Annotated in this window: 19 protein-coding genes; 6 read left to right on the top strand and 13 right to left on the bottom strand. The window is 63.9% G+C overall.

Going from position 1 to position 15,225, the window contains the following annotated elements; genetic code table 11:
* Positions 1-407: 407 nt before the first annotated feature.
* Complete coding sequence (dusA, locus tag EJ068_RS32000; RefSeq protein ID WP_127250564.1) at positions 408-1,406, top strand: tRNA dihydrouridine(20/20a) synthase DusA; 999 nt, start codon at positions 408-410, stop codon at positions 1,404-1,406.
* A gap of 10 nt (positions 1,407-1,416) precedes the next feature.
* Here the strand turns inward: dusA and EJ068_RS31995 are convergent, their stop codons facing one another.
* Together EJ068_RS31995 and EJ068_RS31990 are read right to left on the bottom strand one after the other, a co-directional pair.
* The gene (locus EJ068_RS31995) at positions 1,417-2,121 is read right to left on the bottom strand and encodes a TIGR02281 family clan AA aspartic protease (RefSeq protein ID WP_127250566.1); all 705 of its coding nucleotides are present in this window, start codon (positions 2,119-2,121) and stop codon (positions 1,417-1,419) included.
* A 10-nt stretch (positions 2,122-2,131) separates the two neighbouring features.
* Complete coding sequence (locus EJ068_RS31990; protein WP_127250568.1) at positions 2,132-2,362, bottom strand: DUF1289 domain-containing protein; 231 nt, start codon at positions 2,360-2,362, stop codon at positions 2,132-2,134.
* Positions 2,363-2,525: 163 nt separating this feature from the next.
* On the opposite strand from EJ068_RS31990, the gene EJ068_RS31985 reads away from it, so the two are divergent.
* The gene (locus EJ068_RS31985; protein ID WP_128315712.1) at positions 2,526-3,521 is read left to right on the top strand and encodes a nicotinate-nucleotide--dimethylbenzimidazole phosphoribosyltransferase; all 996 of its coding nucleotides are present in this window, start codon (positions 2,526-2,528) and stop codon (positions 3,519-3,521) included.
* 14 nt (positions 3,522-3,535) lie between these two features.
* Here the strand turns inward: EJ068_RS31985 and EJ068_RS31980 are convergent, their stop codons facing one another.
* Positions 3,536-5,059 carry a HAMP domain-containing sensor histidine kinase gene (locus EJ068_RS31980; RefSeq protein ID WP_127250572.1) on the bottom strand — a complete coding sequence of 508 codons (1,524 nt, stop codon included), beginning with the start codon at positions 5,057-5,059 and terminating at the stop codon, positions 3,536-3,538.
* A gap of 76 nt (positions 5,060-5,135) precedes the next feature.
* On the opposite strand from EJ068_RS31980, the gene EJ068_RS31975 reads away from it, so the two are divergent.
* The 4 genes from EJ068_RS31975 (at position 5,136) to EJ068_RS31960 (ending at position 7,664) form a co-directional block, all read left to right on the top strand.
* On the top strand, positions 5,136-5,759 hold the full coding sequence (locus tag EJ068_RS31975; protein ID WP_127250573.1) for a thermonuclease family protein: 624 nt from the start codon (positions 5,136-5,138) through the stop codon (positions 5,757-5,759).
* Positions 5,760-5,806: 47 nt separating this feature from the next.
* Positions 5,807-6,418 (top strand): glutathione S-transferase, encoded by a 612-nt coding sequence (locus tag EJ068_RS31970; protein WP_127250575.1) that lies wholly within the window; start codon positions 5,807-5,809, stop codon positions 6,416-6,418.
* A gap of 28 nt (positions 6,419-6,446) precedes the next feature.
* Positions 6,447-7,064 (top strand): uracil-DNA glycosylase family protein, encoded by a 618-nt coding sequence (locus tag EJ068_RS31965; protein ID WP_127250577.1) that lies wholly within the window; start codon positions 6,447-6,449, stop codon positions 7,062-7,064.
* 108 nt (positions 7,065-7,172) lie between these two features.
* Positions 7,173-7,664, top strand: a complete 492-nt coding sequence (locus EJ068_RS31960) for an Lrp/AsnC family transcriptional regulator (RefSeq protein WP_129554981.1) — start codon at positions 7,173-7,175, stop codon at positions 7,662-7,664.
* Positions 7,665-7,685: 21 nt separating this feature from the next.
* Here the strand turns inward: EJ068_RS31960 and EJ068_RS31955 are convergent, their stop codons facing one another.
* The 10 genes from EJ068_RS31955 to EJ068_RS31910 form a co-directional block, all read right to left on the bottom strand.
* The gene (locus EJ068_RS31955; protein ID WP_127250579.1) at positions 7,686-8,258 is read right to left on the bottom strand and encodes a DUF3299 domain-containing protein; all 573 of its coding nucleotides are present in this window, start codon (positions 8,256-8,258) and stop codon (positions 7,686-7,688) included.
* A gap of 64 nt (positions 8,259-8,322) precedes the next feature.
* On the bottom strand, positions 8,323-8,898 hold the full coding sequence (locus tag EJ068_RS31950) for a GNAT family N-acetyltransferase (RefSeq protein WP_127250581.1): 576 nt from the start codon (positions 8,896-8,898) through the stop codon (positions 8,323-8,325).
* Positions 8,858-9,562: a DNA alkylation repair protein gene (locus EJ068_RS31945; RefSeq protein ID WP_127250583.1), complete on the bottom strand. Its 705-nt coding sequence runs from the start codon at positions 9,560-9,562 to the stop codon at positions 8,858-8,860. Before EJ068_RS31945 ends, EJ068_RS31950 begins: the two co-directional genes overlap by 41 nt.
* Positions 9,563-9,570: 8 nt before the next feature.
* Positions 9,571-10,440: an NAD(P)-dependent oxidoreductase gene (locus tag EJ068_RS31940; protein WP_127250585.1), complete on the bottom strand. Its 870-nt coding sequence runs from the start codon at positions 10,438-10,440 to the stop codon at positions 9,571-9,573.
* Between the two features lie 115 nt (positions 10,441-10,555).
* On the bottom strand, positions 10,556-11,380 hold the full coding sequence (locus tag EJ068_RS31935; protein ID WP_129554980.1) for an ABC transporter permease: 825 nt from the start codon (positions 11,378-11,380) through the stop codon (positions 10,556-10,558).
* Positions 11,377-12,093, bottom strand: a complete 717-nt coding sequence (locus EJ068_RS31930) for an ABC transporter permease (protein ID WP_126060929.1) — start codon at positions 12,091-12,093, stop codon at positions 11,377-11,379. Before EJ068_RS31930 ends, EJ068_RS31935 begins: the two co-directional genes overlap by 4 nt.
* A 78-nt stretch (positions 12,094-12,171) precedes the next feature.
* Positions 12,172-12,957: an ABC transporter substrate-binding protein gene (locus tag EJ068_RS31925; RefSeq protein WP_127250588.1), complete on the bottom strand. Its 786-nt coding sequence runs from the start codon at positions 12,955-12,957 to the stop codon at positions 12,172-12,174.
* A 151-nt stretch (positions 12,958-13,108) separates the two neighbouring features.
* Positions 13,109-13,624: a molybdopterin-guanine dinucleotide biosynthesis protein B gene (gene mobB / locus EJ068_RS31920; protein ID WP_127250590.1), complete on the bottom strand. Its 516-nt coding sequence runs from the start codon at positions 13,622-13,624 to the stop codon at positions 13,109-13,111.
* A complete protein-coding gene (gene mobA, locus EJ068_RS31915; RefSeq protein WP_127250592.1) occupies positions 13,621-14,253 on the bottom strand; it encodes a molybdenum cofactor guanylyltransferase MobA in 633 nt (210 codons plus the stop codon). The genes mobB and mobA overlap by 4 nt, the downstream gene beginning before the upstream one ends.
* Positions 14,254-14,257: 4 nt before the next feature.
* Positions 14,258-15,178, bottom strand: coding sequence for a DMT family transporter (locus EJ068_RS31910; RefSeq protein WP_127250594.1), 921 nt, complete (start codon positions 15,176-15,178; stop codon positions 14,258-14,260).
* Between the last annotated feature and the right edge of the window lie 47 nt (positions 15,179-15,225).

Below are 15,225 nucleotides of genomic sequence, written 5' to 3'. Positions count from 1 at the left end.
TGCATTTCCCCAGCTGTCGTTGGAGCATATCGAGGGCGGCGGCCTTGGAGCGGCGAGGGGACTTGCCTACATCGCAGATGTCGTCGATATGGAGGTCGATGATTTCGCCGAAAGTTTTAAGGCGCGCTACACGAGACTTGGTCGGTGTCTCGCCGCGGTCGACTTGGCGTTCGGTTTCGGTTGGCCATCGTCGTGCGTTGTCTCGGCGCAAGAACGTCTCGCTGACGTAGCGACCTTTGCGACGAACCTGCACGCGCCAGGAACCGGATGAGAGCTCCGTATAGGTGGCCATTTTTTCGTGTGCGCTCCGTGTGCGCTGAGAGATCGAAACTTGGCGAAGAGGGTCGTATTCTGGCGTAAATTCGTGTGCACTCGGCAGGTTCTAAGAAATTCATGTTAAATGAAAAATGATGAAAAATCAAGAGCATAGGGTAGCCGTTGCGCCCATGATGGACTGGACGGATCGGCATTGCCGGTTCTTCCACCGTCAGTTGACGAGACGCGCGCTGCTCTACACCGAGATGGTTGTGGCGGACGCGGTCATCCACGGCGCGCGTGAACGGTTGCTCGGTTTCGACGATGTCGAGCATCCGGTGGCGCTGCAGCTTGGCGGATCGGATCCGGCAAAGCTCGTCGAGGCGGCGCGGATCGGCGAGGCCTTCGGCTATGACGAGATCAACCTCAATGTCGGCTGCCCGTCAGATCGTGTCCAGTCGGGAACATTCGGCGCCTGCCTGATGAAGACGCCGGCCCTGGTCGCCGACTGCGTCGCGGCCATGAATGCTTCGGTGAAAATCCCCATCACGGTCAAATGCCGCATCGGCGTCGACGACCAGGACCCGGAGCCTGCGCTCGACACGCTTGCCGACGGCGTGCTCGCGGCCGGCGCCGACGCGCTCTGGGTGCATGCCCGAAAGGCCTGGCTGGAAGGGCTGAGCCCCAAGGAGAATCGCGACATCCCGCCGCTCGACTATCCGCGCGTCTACCGGCTGAAGGCCAGAAAGCCGAACGAATTCATCGGCATCAACGGCGGCATTCAATCGCTTGCGGAGGCGTCGGCGCATCTCGCTCATGTCGACGGCGCTATGCTCGGCCGTGCAGCCTACCATACGCCGGGCATCCTGACCGGCGTCGATACCGCGTTCTACGGCGAAGTGGCAGCCGCCTTCGACTATCCGGGCCTGATCGACGCCATGGCCGGCTATGCCGCTCGCCACATCGAGCGGGGCGGGCGGCTCGGCCACATCACCCGCCATATGGTTGGGCTGTTCCACGGTCTGCCCGGCGCGCGCCGCTTCCGGCAGATTCTTTCCACGGATGCGAACAAACCTGGCGCCGGGCCAGAGGTGCTGAAGAGCGCGTTCGCGGCAATCGATTTCGCGGCGGCGGAAGCCGAGGCGGCCTGACTCGATCCGATTAATCCCGCAGGATCATGCGGTCGCCGCGCACATCGAAGCCCGACAACGAACCGATGAAGTTCATGCCGAGCAGGCTTTGTTCCAGCATGCCGGGCGCGGCGACCATCACCGTCATATCCTTGCGCACGATGCCGCCGATCGCCAGTTCGTCGGTTCTGACGGTCGCGGCGCGCGCCATGCCGTTGGCGGTGGAGACGTCGACGCTGTAGCTGAGCGCCGCCGGGTTGAAGCCCGCGGCCTGGGCATCTTCCGATGTCAGCACGGTGCTGGTCGCGCCGGTGTCGACGACGGCACGCACCGGCGCGCCGTTGACCAGGATGCGGGCCTCGAAGTGGCCATTGCCGGCCTTGTCGAGCGTGACGGTCGGGCGGCCGTTCTCCACGCCGAGCGCCAGCGGGCTGCCCGGCACCAGGCCGGCGGTGACGCGGCTCGCGACGTCCTGCAGCTCGTAGCGATACTGATAGCCGGCGATCAGCACGAGGATCAGCGCGGCCCAGACACCGATATTGCGTGCCATGTCGCCAAGCAGCCGGCCCGAGCGGAGCAGGCTCGCGCCGATCACCATGACCAGCACGCCGACCCAGATCAGCCGGCCGAAGTCATTGTTGTTCATGCCGAAAGTGTGGCCGGCCGAGTTGTTGAGCATCAGCAGCACCAGCCCGACGCCGATCACCGCCATGACGATCCAGAACAGCCGGTTCATCGGTTTCTTCTCACAGAACGCCGCGTTCGCGCGCCATGCGGGCACGCCGGGTTTCGCGGCGCGGCCGGCGCTCCACCGTTTCGAGCCGCGCCGGCAGTTCGGCCATCACCGCCCGGCGAACGTCAGGAGTCATCGTGAGCCAGCCGGAAATCTCGTCGCGCGTGCGTCCGCAACCGAAGCAGAACCCGGTTTTCATATCGATCGAACAGACCAGGATGCAGGGGGTTTCGATGGCGGTCATAGTGTTCTCTTGCGTTCATTCCACATGGTGCAACCGCCGGAGCAATGCAAGCCCTCCGCAATGCGCCGCAAGGCAACGCGTTCGCGGCATCGTCAGGCGGTTGTGCCGGCTGCAGAAGGCGGCTATGCCGCTTGCGATTTCCGCAACGAACCGACCGACGCAAATGCCTGCTAAGCCTTTCGACGACTTCCGAAGCCTCCTGGCGGCCCGGCCGCCTGCTGATGACGCGGCGGCCGCGCGTGTCCGCGCGCTGTTTGCCAAGGCGGACAAGCCGAACGAATCGCTCGGGCGCATCGAGGACATCGCGGCCTGGATTGCCGCCTGGAGCGGGCGGGCGCCGCCGGCAATCAACCGGCCGCTGGTGGCGATCTTCGCCGGCAATCACGGCGCGGTGCGGCACGGCATTTCGCCGCGGCGTGTGGCGGCGACCGCCAATGAGGTCGAGCTCTGTGCCGCCGGCGGGGCCGCGATCAACCAGGTCTGCATCGCCAACGATCTCGGCCTGAAAGTCTTCGACCTGGCATTGGATATCCCCACAGGCGACATCACCGAGGAGGCAGCGCTCGACGAACGCGGCTGCGCCGCGACCATGGCCTTCGGCATGGAGGCGGTCGCCGGCGGCGCCGACCTGTTGTGCCTAGGTGATCTTGGGGTTGGCAATTCGACCATTGCGGCTGCGCTCTGCGCTGCGTTGTTCGGCGGCAATGGAGTGGATTGGGTCGGGCCGGGGTCTGGCGCCGATGCGGCGACGATGGCGCGAAAAGCCGAGGTCGTGGACCGGGCGCTGGCGTTCCATGGTTCCGGCCTCGGCGATCCGCTGGAGGCCCTGCGACGGGTCGGCGGCCGCGAGTTCGCGGCGATCTGCGGCGCTATTCTTGCGGCCCGCATGGAGAAGATTCCCGTCTTGCTCGACGGATTCGTGGCGACTGCCGCGGCCGCTGTTCTGCACGCGGCCAGCCCCGGCACGCTCGATCATTGTCTGCTTGCCGGTCTGTCGCCCGAGCCTGGCCATGCCAAGGCTGCCGAAAGGCTCGGACTGCGGCCGCTGCTCGATTTCGGCATCAGCCATGGCGAAGGGGTAGGGGCTGCTCTCGCTGCCGGCATCGTCAAAGCCGCGGCGCTGACCAGCTCGGGTATGGCGATGGCTGTCCGGCTATAACGCCGCGGATGACGTCAGCGGCGGCCGCGCGTGGCGACCGTCTTGGTTGGCAGGGCAGGCAGTTCCTCCATCACCCGACTCAGCGGGAAAATGGCAATCGCCTCCGTGCCTTCACGCAACTTGGAATGAAGCTCGAACGTGCCGCCATGCATCGCGAGCAGGCCCTGCACGATCGGCAGGCCGAGGCCGGTTCCCTGTTCTGCGCTCTTGATGGCGATCGAGCCCTGGCCGAAAGCGGAAAGCACCACCGGGATTTCTTCTTCCGGTATGCCCGGACCATTGTCCTTGACCGAAACGTACTGGCCGCCGCCGGCGGTCCAGCCGGCGCGCACGCGCACTTCGCCGCCGGACGGGGTGAACTTGATCGAATTGGACAGGAGGTTGAGCGTGATCTGACGCACCGCGCGCTCGTCGGCAAAAAGGCGCGGCAAGGTCTCCTCGAACTCCTGGACGATGCGGATGTCCTTGTTGCGGGCCCGCAACTCCATCATGTGGCAGCAGTCCTCGACGATGGTCACCAGCATCACCGGCTCCTCGTTGAGCTGGTAGCGGCCGGCCTCGATGCGCGACAGGTCGAGGATCTCGTTGATCAGGTCGAGCAAATGCTGGCCGGACTCGTGCACATCATGGGCATAGTCGCGGTAGGTCGGATTGTTCATCGGACCCAGCACTTCATTGGCCATCACTTCGGAGAAGCCCAGGATGGCGTTGAGCGGCGTCCTGAGCTCGTGGCTCATCGAGGCGAGAAAGCGCGATTTCGCAAGGTTGGCGTCCTCGGCGCGCCGCCTTGCTTCGTCCGACATCGATTTCGCCGTCTCCACCTCGGCAATGAGCGCGTCCTTCTCCGAGCGGAAGGACAGCACCATCAACGAGGCCTGATTGAGGTGGCGCGCCACATAGCCGAAGAACGGAAGTGCTGCGATGAGCAATGCCGCCATCGTGGCTTCGATCGGCGTCCACAGATGCATAATGGTGTAGACATAAACGGCAACAGGAATGGCGAAGGTCGCGAACAGCGCGCCGCCAAGTGAGGAGGCCAAGACTGCAGTCGTCGCCATCGCGATCAGCAGCACCATGGCCTTGGCGACATGGAACTGGTCGACCTGGCAGGTGTCGCAGCTGATCCATGCAAACCACGCCCAGCCAAGGCCACACAGGAAATGGCCGATCAGGAAGTCGCGGCGCGCCTGCGCCGGGTCGAGTTCGGCGGCCTCGGTTCGCTCGACGCGCCGCGACATGAACGCGACGATCGCGTAGCAAAGCAGCATAGCCAGAGCCCAGATGGTGATCTGGTTGTCCAGGCCCGCCAGCCGGCCGAGAGCCGCCACCGCCAGCACCAGCAGCGGGATGGCGACCGCGCTGACCACCATGGCGCGCGCATGCAGTTTCAGCAGTTCGCGATCGAAGTCGAGGCTGCCGGCCTGTTGCGAAAGGCGGTCGCGCGTCTTGCGCACCGCGCGCGCCACATCGCTGTTGCGGTGCGGTTTACGGCGGTCCACAATGAATTTATCCGCTGTGTTCGAGCGTAGCAAAGGCATACGGACTTCAATTTCTGCGCGCAGCGACTTTCAGTTCGTTAAGCTACGTTCGAATGATTAAGAGACTGTTTGCCATATGAGCCGTTTCGGGCCGCGAGGACCGCGCCGGCGCTATGCGGCGAGCCCGCCGCGCAGCCTGTGGCGCAAGCTGCTGGACTATGGGCTGGCCTTCCTCTTGCTCGGGTTGCTGACCCTGGTGGCGGCTCGGCTCGATCGCTTCGAGACTCGCAAGGAGCAAGGCACAGCGATCGTCAATGACGGCGATTCGATCACGCTCGGGACCGAGCGCATCCGCATGCGCGGCATCGATGCTCCCGAGTACCAGCAGACCTGCCAGAGGGCCGGCGCCGACTATCCCTGCGGCAAGCTGGCGCGGCAATCGCTGGTACGGCTGATCGCCGGCAGGCCGGTTTCCTGCAGCGGCTGGCAGCGCGACCGTTACGGCAGGCTGCTCGGCGACTGCAGGGCAGGCGACACCGACCTGAACCCGGCCCAAGTGCGGGCCGGATGGGCGGTTGCCTTCGGCGACTTCGAAACCGAGGAAGCGGTGGCAAGAGCGGCCAAGGTCGGCATCTGGGCAGGCGCCTTCGAGGAGCCGCGGGACTGGCGCGACAGCCATCATGACGCGCCGGTCGAGAGAAAGCACGGCACGCTTGCCTCGTTGAGCGACGCGTTGCGCGAGTTCTTTCGCTTCTGGTGACGGGCGTATCCGAGCCCTATGATCCGGTGGAGAAACTGGAGGATGGAATGAAGCTGTTCGACGGCGGCCGCGCGCCCAATCCCCGGCGTGTGCGTGTCTTTCTTGCCGAGAAGGGGCTGACGGTGCCGCTTGTGCCCGTCGACATGGCTGCGCTGGAGCATCGCGGCGAAGAGGTGGCGCAACGCAATCCGCTGCGGCGCCTGCCGGTGCTCGAGCTCGAGGACGGTACCGTCATCACCGAATCGATCGCCATTTGCCGCTATTTCGAGGAGTTGCATCCCGAGCCCGCGCTGTTCGGCACGGGCGCGCTCGGCAAGGCAAAAGTCGAGATGTGGCAAAGACGCCTGGAACTGAATCTCATGGTCAGCGTCGCGGCCGCGTTCCGGCATATCCATCCGGCTATGAAGGAATGGGAAGTGCCGCAGATCCCGGAATGGGGCGAGGCCAACAAGCCGAAGGCGATCGATTTCCTGCATCTCCTCGACCATGAACTGGCGGAGCGCGAATTCGCCGCCGGCGATGCCTATTCGGTTGCCGATATCACCGGAATGATCGCCATCGATTTCATGAAGCCGGCCCGCATCAAGGTGCCTGAGGAGTGCACGAATGTGCTGCGCTGGTATGCGGCGCTGACGAGCCGGCCAAGCGCGACGGCCTGAGTGACGAAGATTGGATAATCCGCCCGATATGAGCCAAGCATTGGAGCGCCTCACCGCGAAGGTGCGAGCCTGCCGCATCTGCGTCGACCAGCCGCTTGGCCGGCCCTTGCCGCACGAGCCGCGCCCGGTATTGAGGCCGTCCTCGAGCGCCCGCATCCTGCTCGCCAGCCAGGCGCCGGGCACCAAGGTTCACATCTCGGGCATGCCCTTCACAGACGCTTCCGGAGATCGCCTCAGAAGCTGGCTCGGCGTCAGCAGCGAAGAGTTCTACGACACTGAAAAGTTCGCCATCGTGCCGATGGGTTTCTGCTTTCCCGGCCAGGACGCCAAGGGCGGGGACCTGCCGCCGCGCCGCGAATGCGCGCCGGCCTGGCGCCGGGACCTGATGGCGCTGATGCCGCAGATCGACCTGGTGCTGACCATCGGCGGCTACGCGCAGGCCTGGCATATGGGAACGACTCGCGCGGCGTCCTTGACCGATACCGTGAGGAACTGGCGCGCCGTCTGGGATACGCCGGCCAGCCCAAAAGTGTTGCCGCTGCCGCATCCGTCGTGGCGAAACACGGGCTGGCTGAAGAAGAATCCCTGGTTTGAAATGGATTTGCTGCCCTTCCTGAGGTCGGAAATCCGCTATCGCATTGGTTAGGCATTCCGCAAGATATCACCCGCTTTTGGTGCCTTTGGCAGAATTTCTTTCTTGTGAAAGGCTCCGATAAAAGGGATTATAGCCAAACTATTCCCCTGGAGCCTCCCCATGGATCGCCTCGACAGAAAAATTCTCCGCCTCCTGCAGGAGGACGCCACGCTTGCGGTGGCCGACGTCGCCAAGAAAGTCGGCCTGTCGACCACGCCGTGCTGGCGGCGTATCCAGAAGCTTGAGGAAGAGGGCGTCATCAGGCGGCGCGTCGCCATCCTCGACCATGAGAAGGTCAACGTACGCGTCACCGTCTTCGTGTCGATCCGCACCAATTCGCACAGCCATGAATGGCTGCGGCGCTTCTCCGAGGTCATCCAGGAATTCCCGGAGGTGGTCCAGTTCTACCGCATGAGCGGCGACGTCGATTACCTGCTACGTGTAGTGGTCCCGGATATCGCCGCTTATGATGCCTTCTACAAGCGACTGATCGCCAAGATCGAGATCCGCGACGTGTCCTCGTCCTTCGCCATGGAGCAGATCAAATACACGACCGAGATCCCGCTCGACTACATGGTTCTGGACAAGGAGTCGGGTGCGAACGCGGCGTGACATTGGTTGCGCCGATCGGCCTTAATTCTTCTTCTTGTTGAGGAAACTCCACGGCGAGTTGACCGGTAGGGTGACCGTATCCGGTACGCTGTCCACGCTCGCCACGTCCGCCTTGCGCACGGTATAGCCCGACTGAACGATCGAGACGCCATCGAGGATGAAGAGCTGGCTCTTTTCCATGCCGGGCTTCAACACGCCGGTGATGGCGACCGGGTCGTAAGCCTCTTTCATCTTGTAGGGTTGCGCCGGCGTCACCAGCACGATTTGGTTGGGCGGCGGCGTCGGCATGTGGCTGCAGGCGCCGGTCCACGGCACCAGCAGGAACTGGTAGACGAGGTCGCCGTCGCGATCGACCGGCAACGCATAGCCGGCTAATTGTATGGCCTTGTCCTGCAGATTGAGCGACAGTGTCTCGCCGTGGTCGGGCAGTTTTGCCGCGATCATCGGCAGGTTCGCGTCTTCGGCGACGGCCTGCGTGGCGGGGCGCAGATCCTTCCAGAGGATATGCACGACATCGGCTGCCGCATCGGCTCCCGAGGCGGCGAGCAGGAGCATGGCTGTCAGCGCCGCGCATGATTTGAAACGATTGTTCATGGTCGCTCCATCATCCGTCAGTCCATTTGCGGAATCGAGTCAAAGCGTCGTGACCGATCCAGACTCAGCGGTCCAGCCGCATCACATGCCGGCGCGTCCCGGCGGTGCCGATCTCGTGGAAGCCCCGCGCGACGAAAATGTCGCGAAAGCCCATGAAGCGATAGCTGGGCGCGGCCTCGTCGACGGGATAGGCCTCGATGACGCGCGCGCCTTTGCCGAAGGCGTGGTCGATCGCGGCGTCGAGCAGGGCGGATGCCAGCCCGCCGCCACGCAAAGCCCTCGGCACATAGAAGCAGACGATCGACCATATGCCGGTCTCGCTGTCGTCCTGCTGCTTTGACAGTTTCCGGTAGGTCTCGCGCGGCGCGACCGAGCACCAGCCGACCGGCTTGCCGTCCAACTCGGCGACGATGCCCACGGGAGTGCCGGCATCGATCAGCGCCATCATCATGCGCTTCTTCTCATCGCTCTGGTGCTCGCGGCTGGAATGGCGCCAGGCCATGCACCAGCAATATTTCGGCGCGCCTGGCTGCTCGAACAGGTCTTCGAAACGGCCACGCGTTTCTTGCGTCACCTCGACAAAGCGGATGCCGGAAAGATCAGGTTCTTGCGGCTGCGAGCCTGGCGAGCTGTTTGGCATCCGTCAGTTCCTTCACCGCATCTCTGCCGACCCAACGCGCCGTCCGGTCGGGCGATGCCGCCAGTTTTTCCGCCAGCGCAAGGGCAGGGGCGTGCAGGCTCACCGAGCGCTTGCCGATCTGCCGCAGCGCCCAGTTGACCGCCTTGCGAACGAAATTGCGCGGATCGCGGGCATGCTTCTCGATCAGCGGCAGATAGGCAAGGAAGGTTGCGTCCGGCTCTTTCTTCAGATGGACCGCGCTCCAGGCGAGCATGGCAAAGGCGGTGCGGCGGACGAATTCGCGTTCGTCTTCTGCGAATTCGTCGATCAGGCCGCGCCAGAATGGCGTTTCGGCAAACAGGTCGGCAACGGTGTCGACAATCTCCCAGCTGTCGAAATCCGCGGCCCAGCGCCGGCACTGGTCGATGTCGACCTTCTTCGGCTCGCCGGTGAAGGCCGCCATCAGGCGCGCCTCCCGAATGCCGCTGTCCCACAGCAGAAGCGATCGCTCGTGGTTTTTCCTGAGCTTGCGCGCCAGCGGCCGCAAGTCGGAATTGCCGATGCCAAGCGCGCTCGCCGTGTTGATGCCGAAGCGCGCCATGCCCGCCAGATTCGCCTCCGTGCCGATCGCGCGCAGGTGCGCGACGACGTCGTCGGCGCTCCAGCTCGGGTCGGGCAGGGGCATCGTGGCGCCTATTTTTCCAGGCGTGCAAGCAGCGAGGAGGTATCCCAGCGCTTGCCGCCCATGTCCTGCACGTCCTTGTAGAATTGGTCGATAAGCGCCGTTACCGGCAGCTTGGCGCCGTTGCGGTTGGCCTCGGCCAGGCAGATGCCGAGATCCTTGCGCATCCAGTCGACGGCGAAGCCGAAATCATATTTGCCGGCATTCATCGTCTTATGGCGGTTCTCCATCTGCCAGGAGCCGGCGGCGCCCTTCGAGATCACCTCGACAACCTTCTCGATGTCGAGGCCGGCCCTCTTGCCGAAATGGATGCCTTCGGCCAGGCCCTGGACGAGGCCGGCAATGGCGATCTGGTTGATCATTTTCGTCAATTGGCCAGCGCCGGCCGAACCCATCAGCCCGACCATACGGGCGTAGGCGTCAATGACCGGCTTGGCTTTGTCGAAGGCCGACTGCTCGCCGCCGACCATGACGGTCAGGATGCCGTTCTCGGCGCCGGCTTGGCCGCCTGACACGGGCGCGTCGAGAAAGGAGAAGCCTGCCTTGCGCGCGGCTTCATCCAGCTCGCGTGCGACCTCAGCCGAGGCGGTGGTGTTGTCGATGAAAACGGAACCTTTCTTCATCGCGGCGAAGGCGCCGTTGGCGCCGGTGGTGACCGAGCGCAGATCGTCGTCATTGCCGACGCAGGAGAAGACGAAGTCCTTGCCTTCGGCTGCTTCGGCCGGCGTCAGCGCCAGCTTGCCGCGATGCTGGGCCACCCACTGCTCGGCCTTTGCCTTGGTGCGGTTGTAGACGGTGACGTCGTGGCCGCCCTTGTTCCGGAGGTGCCCGGCCATGGGATAGCCCATGACGCCAAGACCGAGAAATGCAACCGATGTCATAGACCTGCCTTCCAACAAAACACGGTTTCCAGTGGCCGAAGGTCTAGGCCATGCGAAAAATTCGTCAAGGCGCGCCACGCTGCATCGACTGGTGCAGGCGGCCGAGCCGCAGGATTTATCGATGCAGGTGAACGGTAATCCGGCGCTCGATCCACTCGACGCCGTGGCGCAGGATCTCGACCATTACAAGATAGACGATCGCCACCCAGATATAGGCCTGGATGTCGAAGGATTTCGCATAGGCGAGCTTGGCGTTGCCCATCAGGTCGTAGACGGTGATGATGGCGACGATGGCCGAGGCCTTGATCATCAGGATGAGCTCGTTGCCGTAGGGCCTGAGGGCAACGATGATCGCCTGCGGCAGGATGACCTTGCGCAGCGTCTGCAATTTGTGCAGGCCGAGCGAGGCAGCACCCTCCCATTGGCCGCGCGGCACGCTTTCGATGGCGGCGCGCAGGATTTCGGCCTGGTAGGCGGCGGTGTTGAGCGAGAAGGCAAAGACACCGCAATAGAAGGCCTCGCGGAAGAACCACCACAATCCTACCGTTTCCAGCTCCGGCCGGAAGGAACCGACGCCGTAATAGACGAGATAGGTCTGTACGAGCAGCGGCGTGCCGCGGAAGAAATAGACGTAGCAATAGGCAAGCCCGGACAGGATCCAGTTCTTCGACATGCGGCCATAGGCGACCGGCAGCGAGAAGATCGCTCCCAGCACCATCGAGATGGAAACCAGCGACAGGGTGGTTCCCAGGCCCTGCAGATAGGCCGGCGCGTAACGGGCGAAGAACTCTGGATTCCAGGCGTAGACGAGGTAGGCGACGATGCCGAGACCGAAGAGAATCCATACGCCGACCAGTGAGTAGCCGACGATGCGGGCGCGTGGCCAGCCGCGGGCCAGAGGGGGCGGCTTGTCGACGACGATGGCCTGGCTGACGCTCATCGCACCGCTCTCCGCCCGAGATGACGCAGAATGTGGCCGGTGGCGATCGACGACAGGATGGCGAGAGCCAGGAAGATCAACGCCGCCACACTGTAGAACAGGAAGGCATGCTTGGTAACGCGCGCCGCGACGCCGGACTGGCGCAAGGTCTCGGCGAGATTGACCACCGAGACCAGCGAGGTGTCCTTCAGCAGGCTCAGCCAGCAATTCTCGAGGCCGGGGAAGGCGATGCGTATCAGCTGCGGCAGGATGACCAGCCGCATCGTCTGCCATTTCGACAGGCCGATGGCGTAGCCGCCCTCATACTGGCCTTTCGGAATGGCGCGGAACGCGGAAAGGAAGACCTCGCTGGCATAGGAGGAGAAGATCAGCGACAGCACGATCATGCCAGCGATGAAGCTGTTGACGTCGATCGTCGCGGCCGGATTGAACAGCCGCACCAAGTATTGCAGCAGAAGCGGCATGCCGAAGAAGAACAGGAAGAGCGTGACCAGCTCCGGCAGGCCGCGGAAAACCGTGGTGTAGATGTTGGCGGCGAGCCGCAGGGAGGGCTCTTCATGCTGCTTGGCGAAGGCGACGAAAAATCCGATCGTCAGGCCGATGGGCAGCGTGGCGAGCGCCAGCACGATGGTAACCAGAACGCCAGACGCAATGTCGTCACTCCAGCCGTCCGGTCCCCAGCTGAGAAGTGTCCAAATGCTTTGGGCCGGCATTGACGGGTCGTGTCTCCGTGGCGATCCCGGGAGAAGAGAAGGGCGGCGAGGGGTGCCTCACCGCCCTTGGCGTAGCGATCAGGATTCGGCGCCGTAGACGTCGAACTTGAAGTACTTGTCGTTGATTTCCTTGTATTTTCCGTTCTTGCGGATGGTGTCGATCGCGGCGTTCAGCTTGTTGACCAGATCGGTCTCGCCCTTGCGCACGGCAATGCCGGCGCCCGGTCCGAAGATCTCGACCGGCTGCGGCGAGGGTTGGCCGAGGATCTTGCAGCAGGCGCCGTCCGGCGTATCCAGCCATTGCTGCAACACGACGATGTCGTCCTCGATCGCGTCGAGACGGCCATTGGCGAGGTCGGCCTGCTCCTCGGGGCTGCTCGGATAGCCCTTGATGGTGCTGTCCGTGTAGGTCTTGGAAGCGTAGTTGTAATGCGTGGTCGTGGTGGCGACGCCGATATTCTTGCCGGCGAGGTCTTCCTTGGTCACGCCCTTGAGCGGCGAATCCTTCGGCACGGCGATGGCCGACGGGGTGTTGTAGTATTTGTGGGTGAAGTCGACCTTTTCCTGGCGCTCGGGCGTGATCGACATCGAGGCGACGATGGCGTCGAACTTGCCGGCCTGGAGCGCAGGGATGATGCCGTCCCAGTCCTGCGCGACGAAGGTGCACTTCACCTTCATCTCGTCGCAGAGCGCCTTGGCGATATCGATGTCGAAGCCGACCAACTGGCCGTCCGAGGTCAGGTTGTTGAAGGGCGGGTACGCGCCTTCGGTGCCGATCCTCAGAGTCTTTTCCTGAGCCTGGGCGACGCCGAGTGTCAGCAGCCCGGCCGAAGCGGCAAGCGCGATACGCAGTGCAATACGCATGATAATCCTCTCATATTGTCATGGCCGCTGTCCCGTGCGGCTCTTGTGGGCGGAGCTTCTTTACCGCCCGCTGAGGCGGATACTCCCACTCTTTGCGAGAAAAAAGCAACTGCAAATCAACGGCAAGCGACAATCGGGAAGTGCCGCTGCGTTACTTGGTTCGAGCCACGAGACCTGTGCTGCGCTCGACAAAGTCGGCTATCGATTTGGCGTCGTCGAGGTCGAAAACCGGCAGGTTTTCGCCTTCGATCGTAAAGTCGGCAGCGACCGCGACGATGTTGGGATCGTTGGCGGAAAGCGGCGTCCGGTCCTTGGCTTCGAGCCGCCTTGCCTCGATCTTCTTGTGCGCTTCGCGCTTGTAGCCCTCGACCAGCACGACGTCCGAGGGCGACAGCCGCGCCAGGATGTCGTCCAGCGTGGGTTCGTCCTCGCCCCGCAATTCGTGCATCAGCGCCCAGCGCCGGCCGGAAATGATGGCGACCTCGGTGGCGCCCGCCTGCCGATGGCGAAAGGAGTCAGCGCCCGGCTTGTCGATGTCGAAGTCGTGGTGGGCATGCTTCACCGTTGAAACCGTCCAGCCGCGCGCGACCAACTCGGTGACCAGCTTTTCCGTCAGGGTCGTCTTGCCGGAATTCTTCCAGCCGGTGATGCCGAATACGCGTCTCATGGCCTGAGGCTTTGCAACAGACGCTCCGCCACCGCAAGGTCGTCGGGCGTGTTGATGTTGAAGAACGGATCGATCTTTTGGCCGCCCGCTTCGATCATCGGGAATTCGACCTCGACATGGCCATGGCGCTCCATGAATGCGGAAACCCGCCGGCTGTCCTCGTCGACCAGGAAATGACGCAGGGCGTCGCGCAGGCCGATTGGCCAGAGCGCGAAGGTCGGATGCCACCTGCCGCCCGAACTGGCGACGGCGATCACGCCCGGCCGGTCGCGGGTTGCGGCGGCCAGGCGCTCGACGAGGTCGTCGGGGAAGAATGGCGTGTCGCCGGCGGCGCTCATCAGCCATCGGCAGCTTGTCTGCCCGGCCGCCCATTCGAGGCCGGCGAGGATGCCCGCCAGCGGTCCGGCATGGCCCGGCACCGTGTCCTCGATCACCGGCAGCCCCATGCCGGCAAATCGCGCCGGATCGCCATTCGCGTTGAGCCCGAGCATCCCGACCTGTGGCTTCAATCGCGCGGCGACATGGTCGATCAACCTGGCTTTGCCCAATGAAAGCAGCGGCTTGTCGCCGCCGCCCATTCGACGCGCCTGGCCTCCCGCCAGAATGATGCCCGCAACATTTCTGTCCATCGGCCTATATGCCGTCCGGCGCCATGTCGGGTCCAGCGCTTTCGGCGGCAGGTTGCTGCCTGCCGACGACGCGCTCGCGGTAGAGCGCATAGAGGCCGGAGCCGATGATGATGGCGGCGCCGACGATCATGGGCAGGTCGGGAACATCGCCGAAAATGACGAGGCCGAGCAGGATCGACCACAGCAGGGCGGTGTAGCGGAACGGCGCGATGAAGGAGATGTCGCCCGAGCGCATCGCCATGATGATGAACTGATAGCCGATGAGCACCAGCACCGCCGCGAGCGCCAGAAGCATGGTCGAGCGGCCACTCATCGGCGTCCAGCCGCCCATCGGCGATAAAAGCAGCGCGCCCAGCACGGTCATGGCGAGCGCGGTCGCCGTCGACACGAGCATGGTCGGGATCGCCTGCGGGATGCGCTTGGTGGAGAGGTCGCGCACCGCGCAGCAGGCAACGCTGGCCAATGCCACCAGCGAATAGACGCTGAACCCTTCGAAACCCGGCCGCACGATGATGAGCACGCCGGCGAAGCCGGCGGCGATCGCGGTCCAGCGTCGCCAGCCGACACTTTCGCCGAACACCCAGGCCGCGCCCATGGTGACCGCCAGCGGCAATGCCTGCATGACGGCGGAGACATTGCCGATCGGCAGATGCGCAAGCGCGATCAGGAACGACACTGTGGCGCCGGCTTCGCCGGCCACGCGCATGGCCACCATCGGCTGCAGCATGGCGGCCGGATTGACCAGCGCGCCGCGCCGCCAGGCAAGCAGGCCCACGAAGAAGGACGCGAAGGCGCCGCGCACCAGCATGACCTGCGCCATGTTCATCGATTCGGAAGAAAATTTGGTGATCGCATCGTTCAAGGTGAAGCCGACCATGGCCACGATCATGAACAGCGCGCCGCGCAGGTTTGGCGAGAGAGGCAAAGGCGTTTCCGGACTCTTTTTCTAGATCAAGCCGTAGCAGGCGACCG

Source organism: Mesorhizobium sp. M2A.F.Ca.ET.043.02.1.1 (assembly GCF_003952405.1).
In the GTDB taxonomy this organism is placed as follows: Bacteria; Pseudomonadota; Alphaproteobacteria; order Rhizobiales; family Rhizobiaceae; genus Mesorhizobium.
The sequence above is the reverse complement of the archived record's forward strand: the minus strand, read 5'-3'. Positions and strand labels throughout refer to the sequence as shown.

Bases quoted from the DNA above. Each gene is read 5' to 3' on its own strand.
- EJ068_RS31970 (WP_127250575.1), top strand. From the start codon at position 5,807: ATGAAGCTGTTCGACGGCGGCCGCGCGCCCAATCCCCGGCGTGTGCGT.
- EJ068_RS31930 (WP_126060929.1), bottom strand. From the start codon at position 12,093: ATGCCGGCCCAAAGCATTTGGACACTTCTCAGCTGGGGACCGGACGGC.
- EJ068_RS31990 (WP_127250568.1), bottom strand. From the start codon at position 2,362: ATGACCGCCATCGAAACCCCCTGCATCCTGGTCTGTTCGATCGATATG.
- EJ068_RS31925 (WP_127250588.1), bottom strand. From the start codon at position 12,957: ATGCGTATTGCACTGCGTATCGCGCTTGCCGCTTCGGCCGGGCTGCTG.
- mobA (WP_127250592.1), bottom strand. From the start codon at position 14,253: ATGGACAGAAATGTTGCGGGCATCATTCTGGCGGGAGGCCAGGCGCGT.
- EJ068_RS31960 (WP_129554981.1), top strand. From the start codon at position 7,173: ATGGATCGCCTCGACAGAAAAATTCTCCGCCTCCTGCAGGAGGACGCC.
- EJ068_RS31945 (WP_127250583.1), bottom strand. From the start codon at position 9,562: ATGCCCCTGCCCGACCCGAGCTGGAGCGCCGACGACGTCGTCGCGCAC.
- EJ068_RS31975 (WP_127250573.1), top strand. From the start codon at position 5,136: ATGAGCCGTTTCGGGCCGCGAGGACCGCGCCGGCGCTATGCGGCGAGC.
- EJ068_RS31935 (WP_129554980.1), bottom strand. From the start codon at position 11,380: ATGAGCGTCAGCCAGGCCATCGTCGTCGACAAGCCGCCCCCTCTGGCC.
- EJ068_RS31980 (WP_127250572.1), bottom strand. From the start codon at position 5,059: ATGCCTTTGCTACGCTCGAACACAGCGGATAAATTCATTGTGGACCGC.
- EJ068_RS31965 (WP_127250577.1), top strand. From the start codon at position 6,447: ATGAGCCAAGCATTGGAGCGCCTCACCGCGAAGGTGCGAGCCTGCCGC.
- EJ068_RS31995 (WP_127250566.1), bottom strand. From the start codon at position 2,121: ATGAACCGGCTGTTCTGGATCGTCATGGCGGTGATCGGCGTCGGGCTG.
- EJ068_RS31955 (WP_127250579.1), bottom strand. From the start codon at position 8,258: ATGAACAATCGTTTCAAATCATGCGCGGCGCTGACAGCCATGCTCCTG.
- dusA (WP_127250564.1), top strand. From the start codon at position 408: ATGATGAAAAATCAAGAGCATAGGGTAGCCGTTGCGCCCATGATGGAC.
- EJ068_RS31950 (WP_127250581.1), bottom strand. From the start codon at position 8,898: ATGCCAAACAGCTCGCCAGGCTCGCAGCCGCAAGAACCTGATCTTTCC.
- mobB (WP_127250590.1), bottom strand. From the start codon at position 13,624: ATGAGACGCGTATTCGGCATCACCGGCTGGAAGAATTCCGGCAAGACG.
- EJ068_RS31985 (WP_128315712.1), top strand. From the start codon at position 2,526: ATGCCTGCTAAGCCTTTCGACGACTTCCGAAGCCTCCTGGCGGCCCGG.
- EJ068_RS31940 (WP_127250585.1), bottom strand. From the start codon at position 10,440: ATGACATCGGTTGCATTTCTCGGTCTTGGCGTCATGGGCTATCCCATG.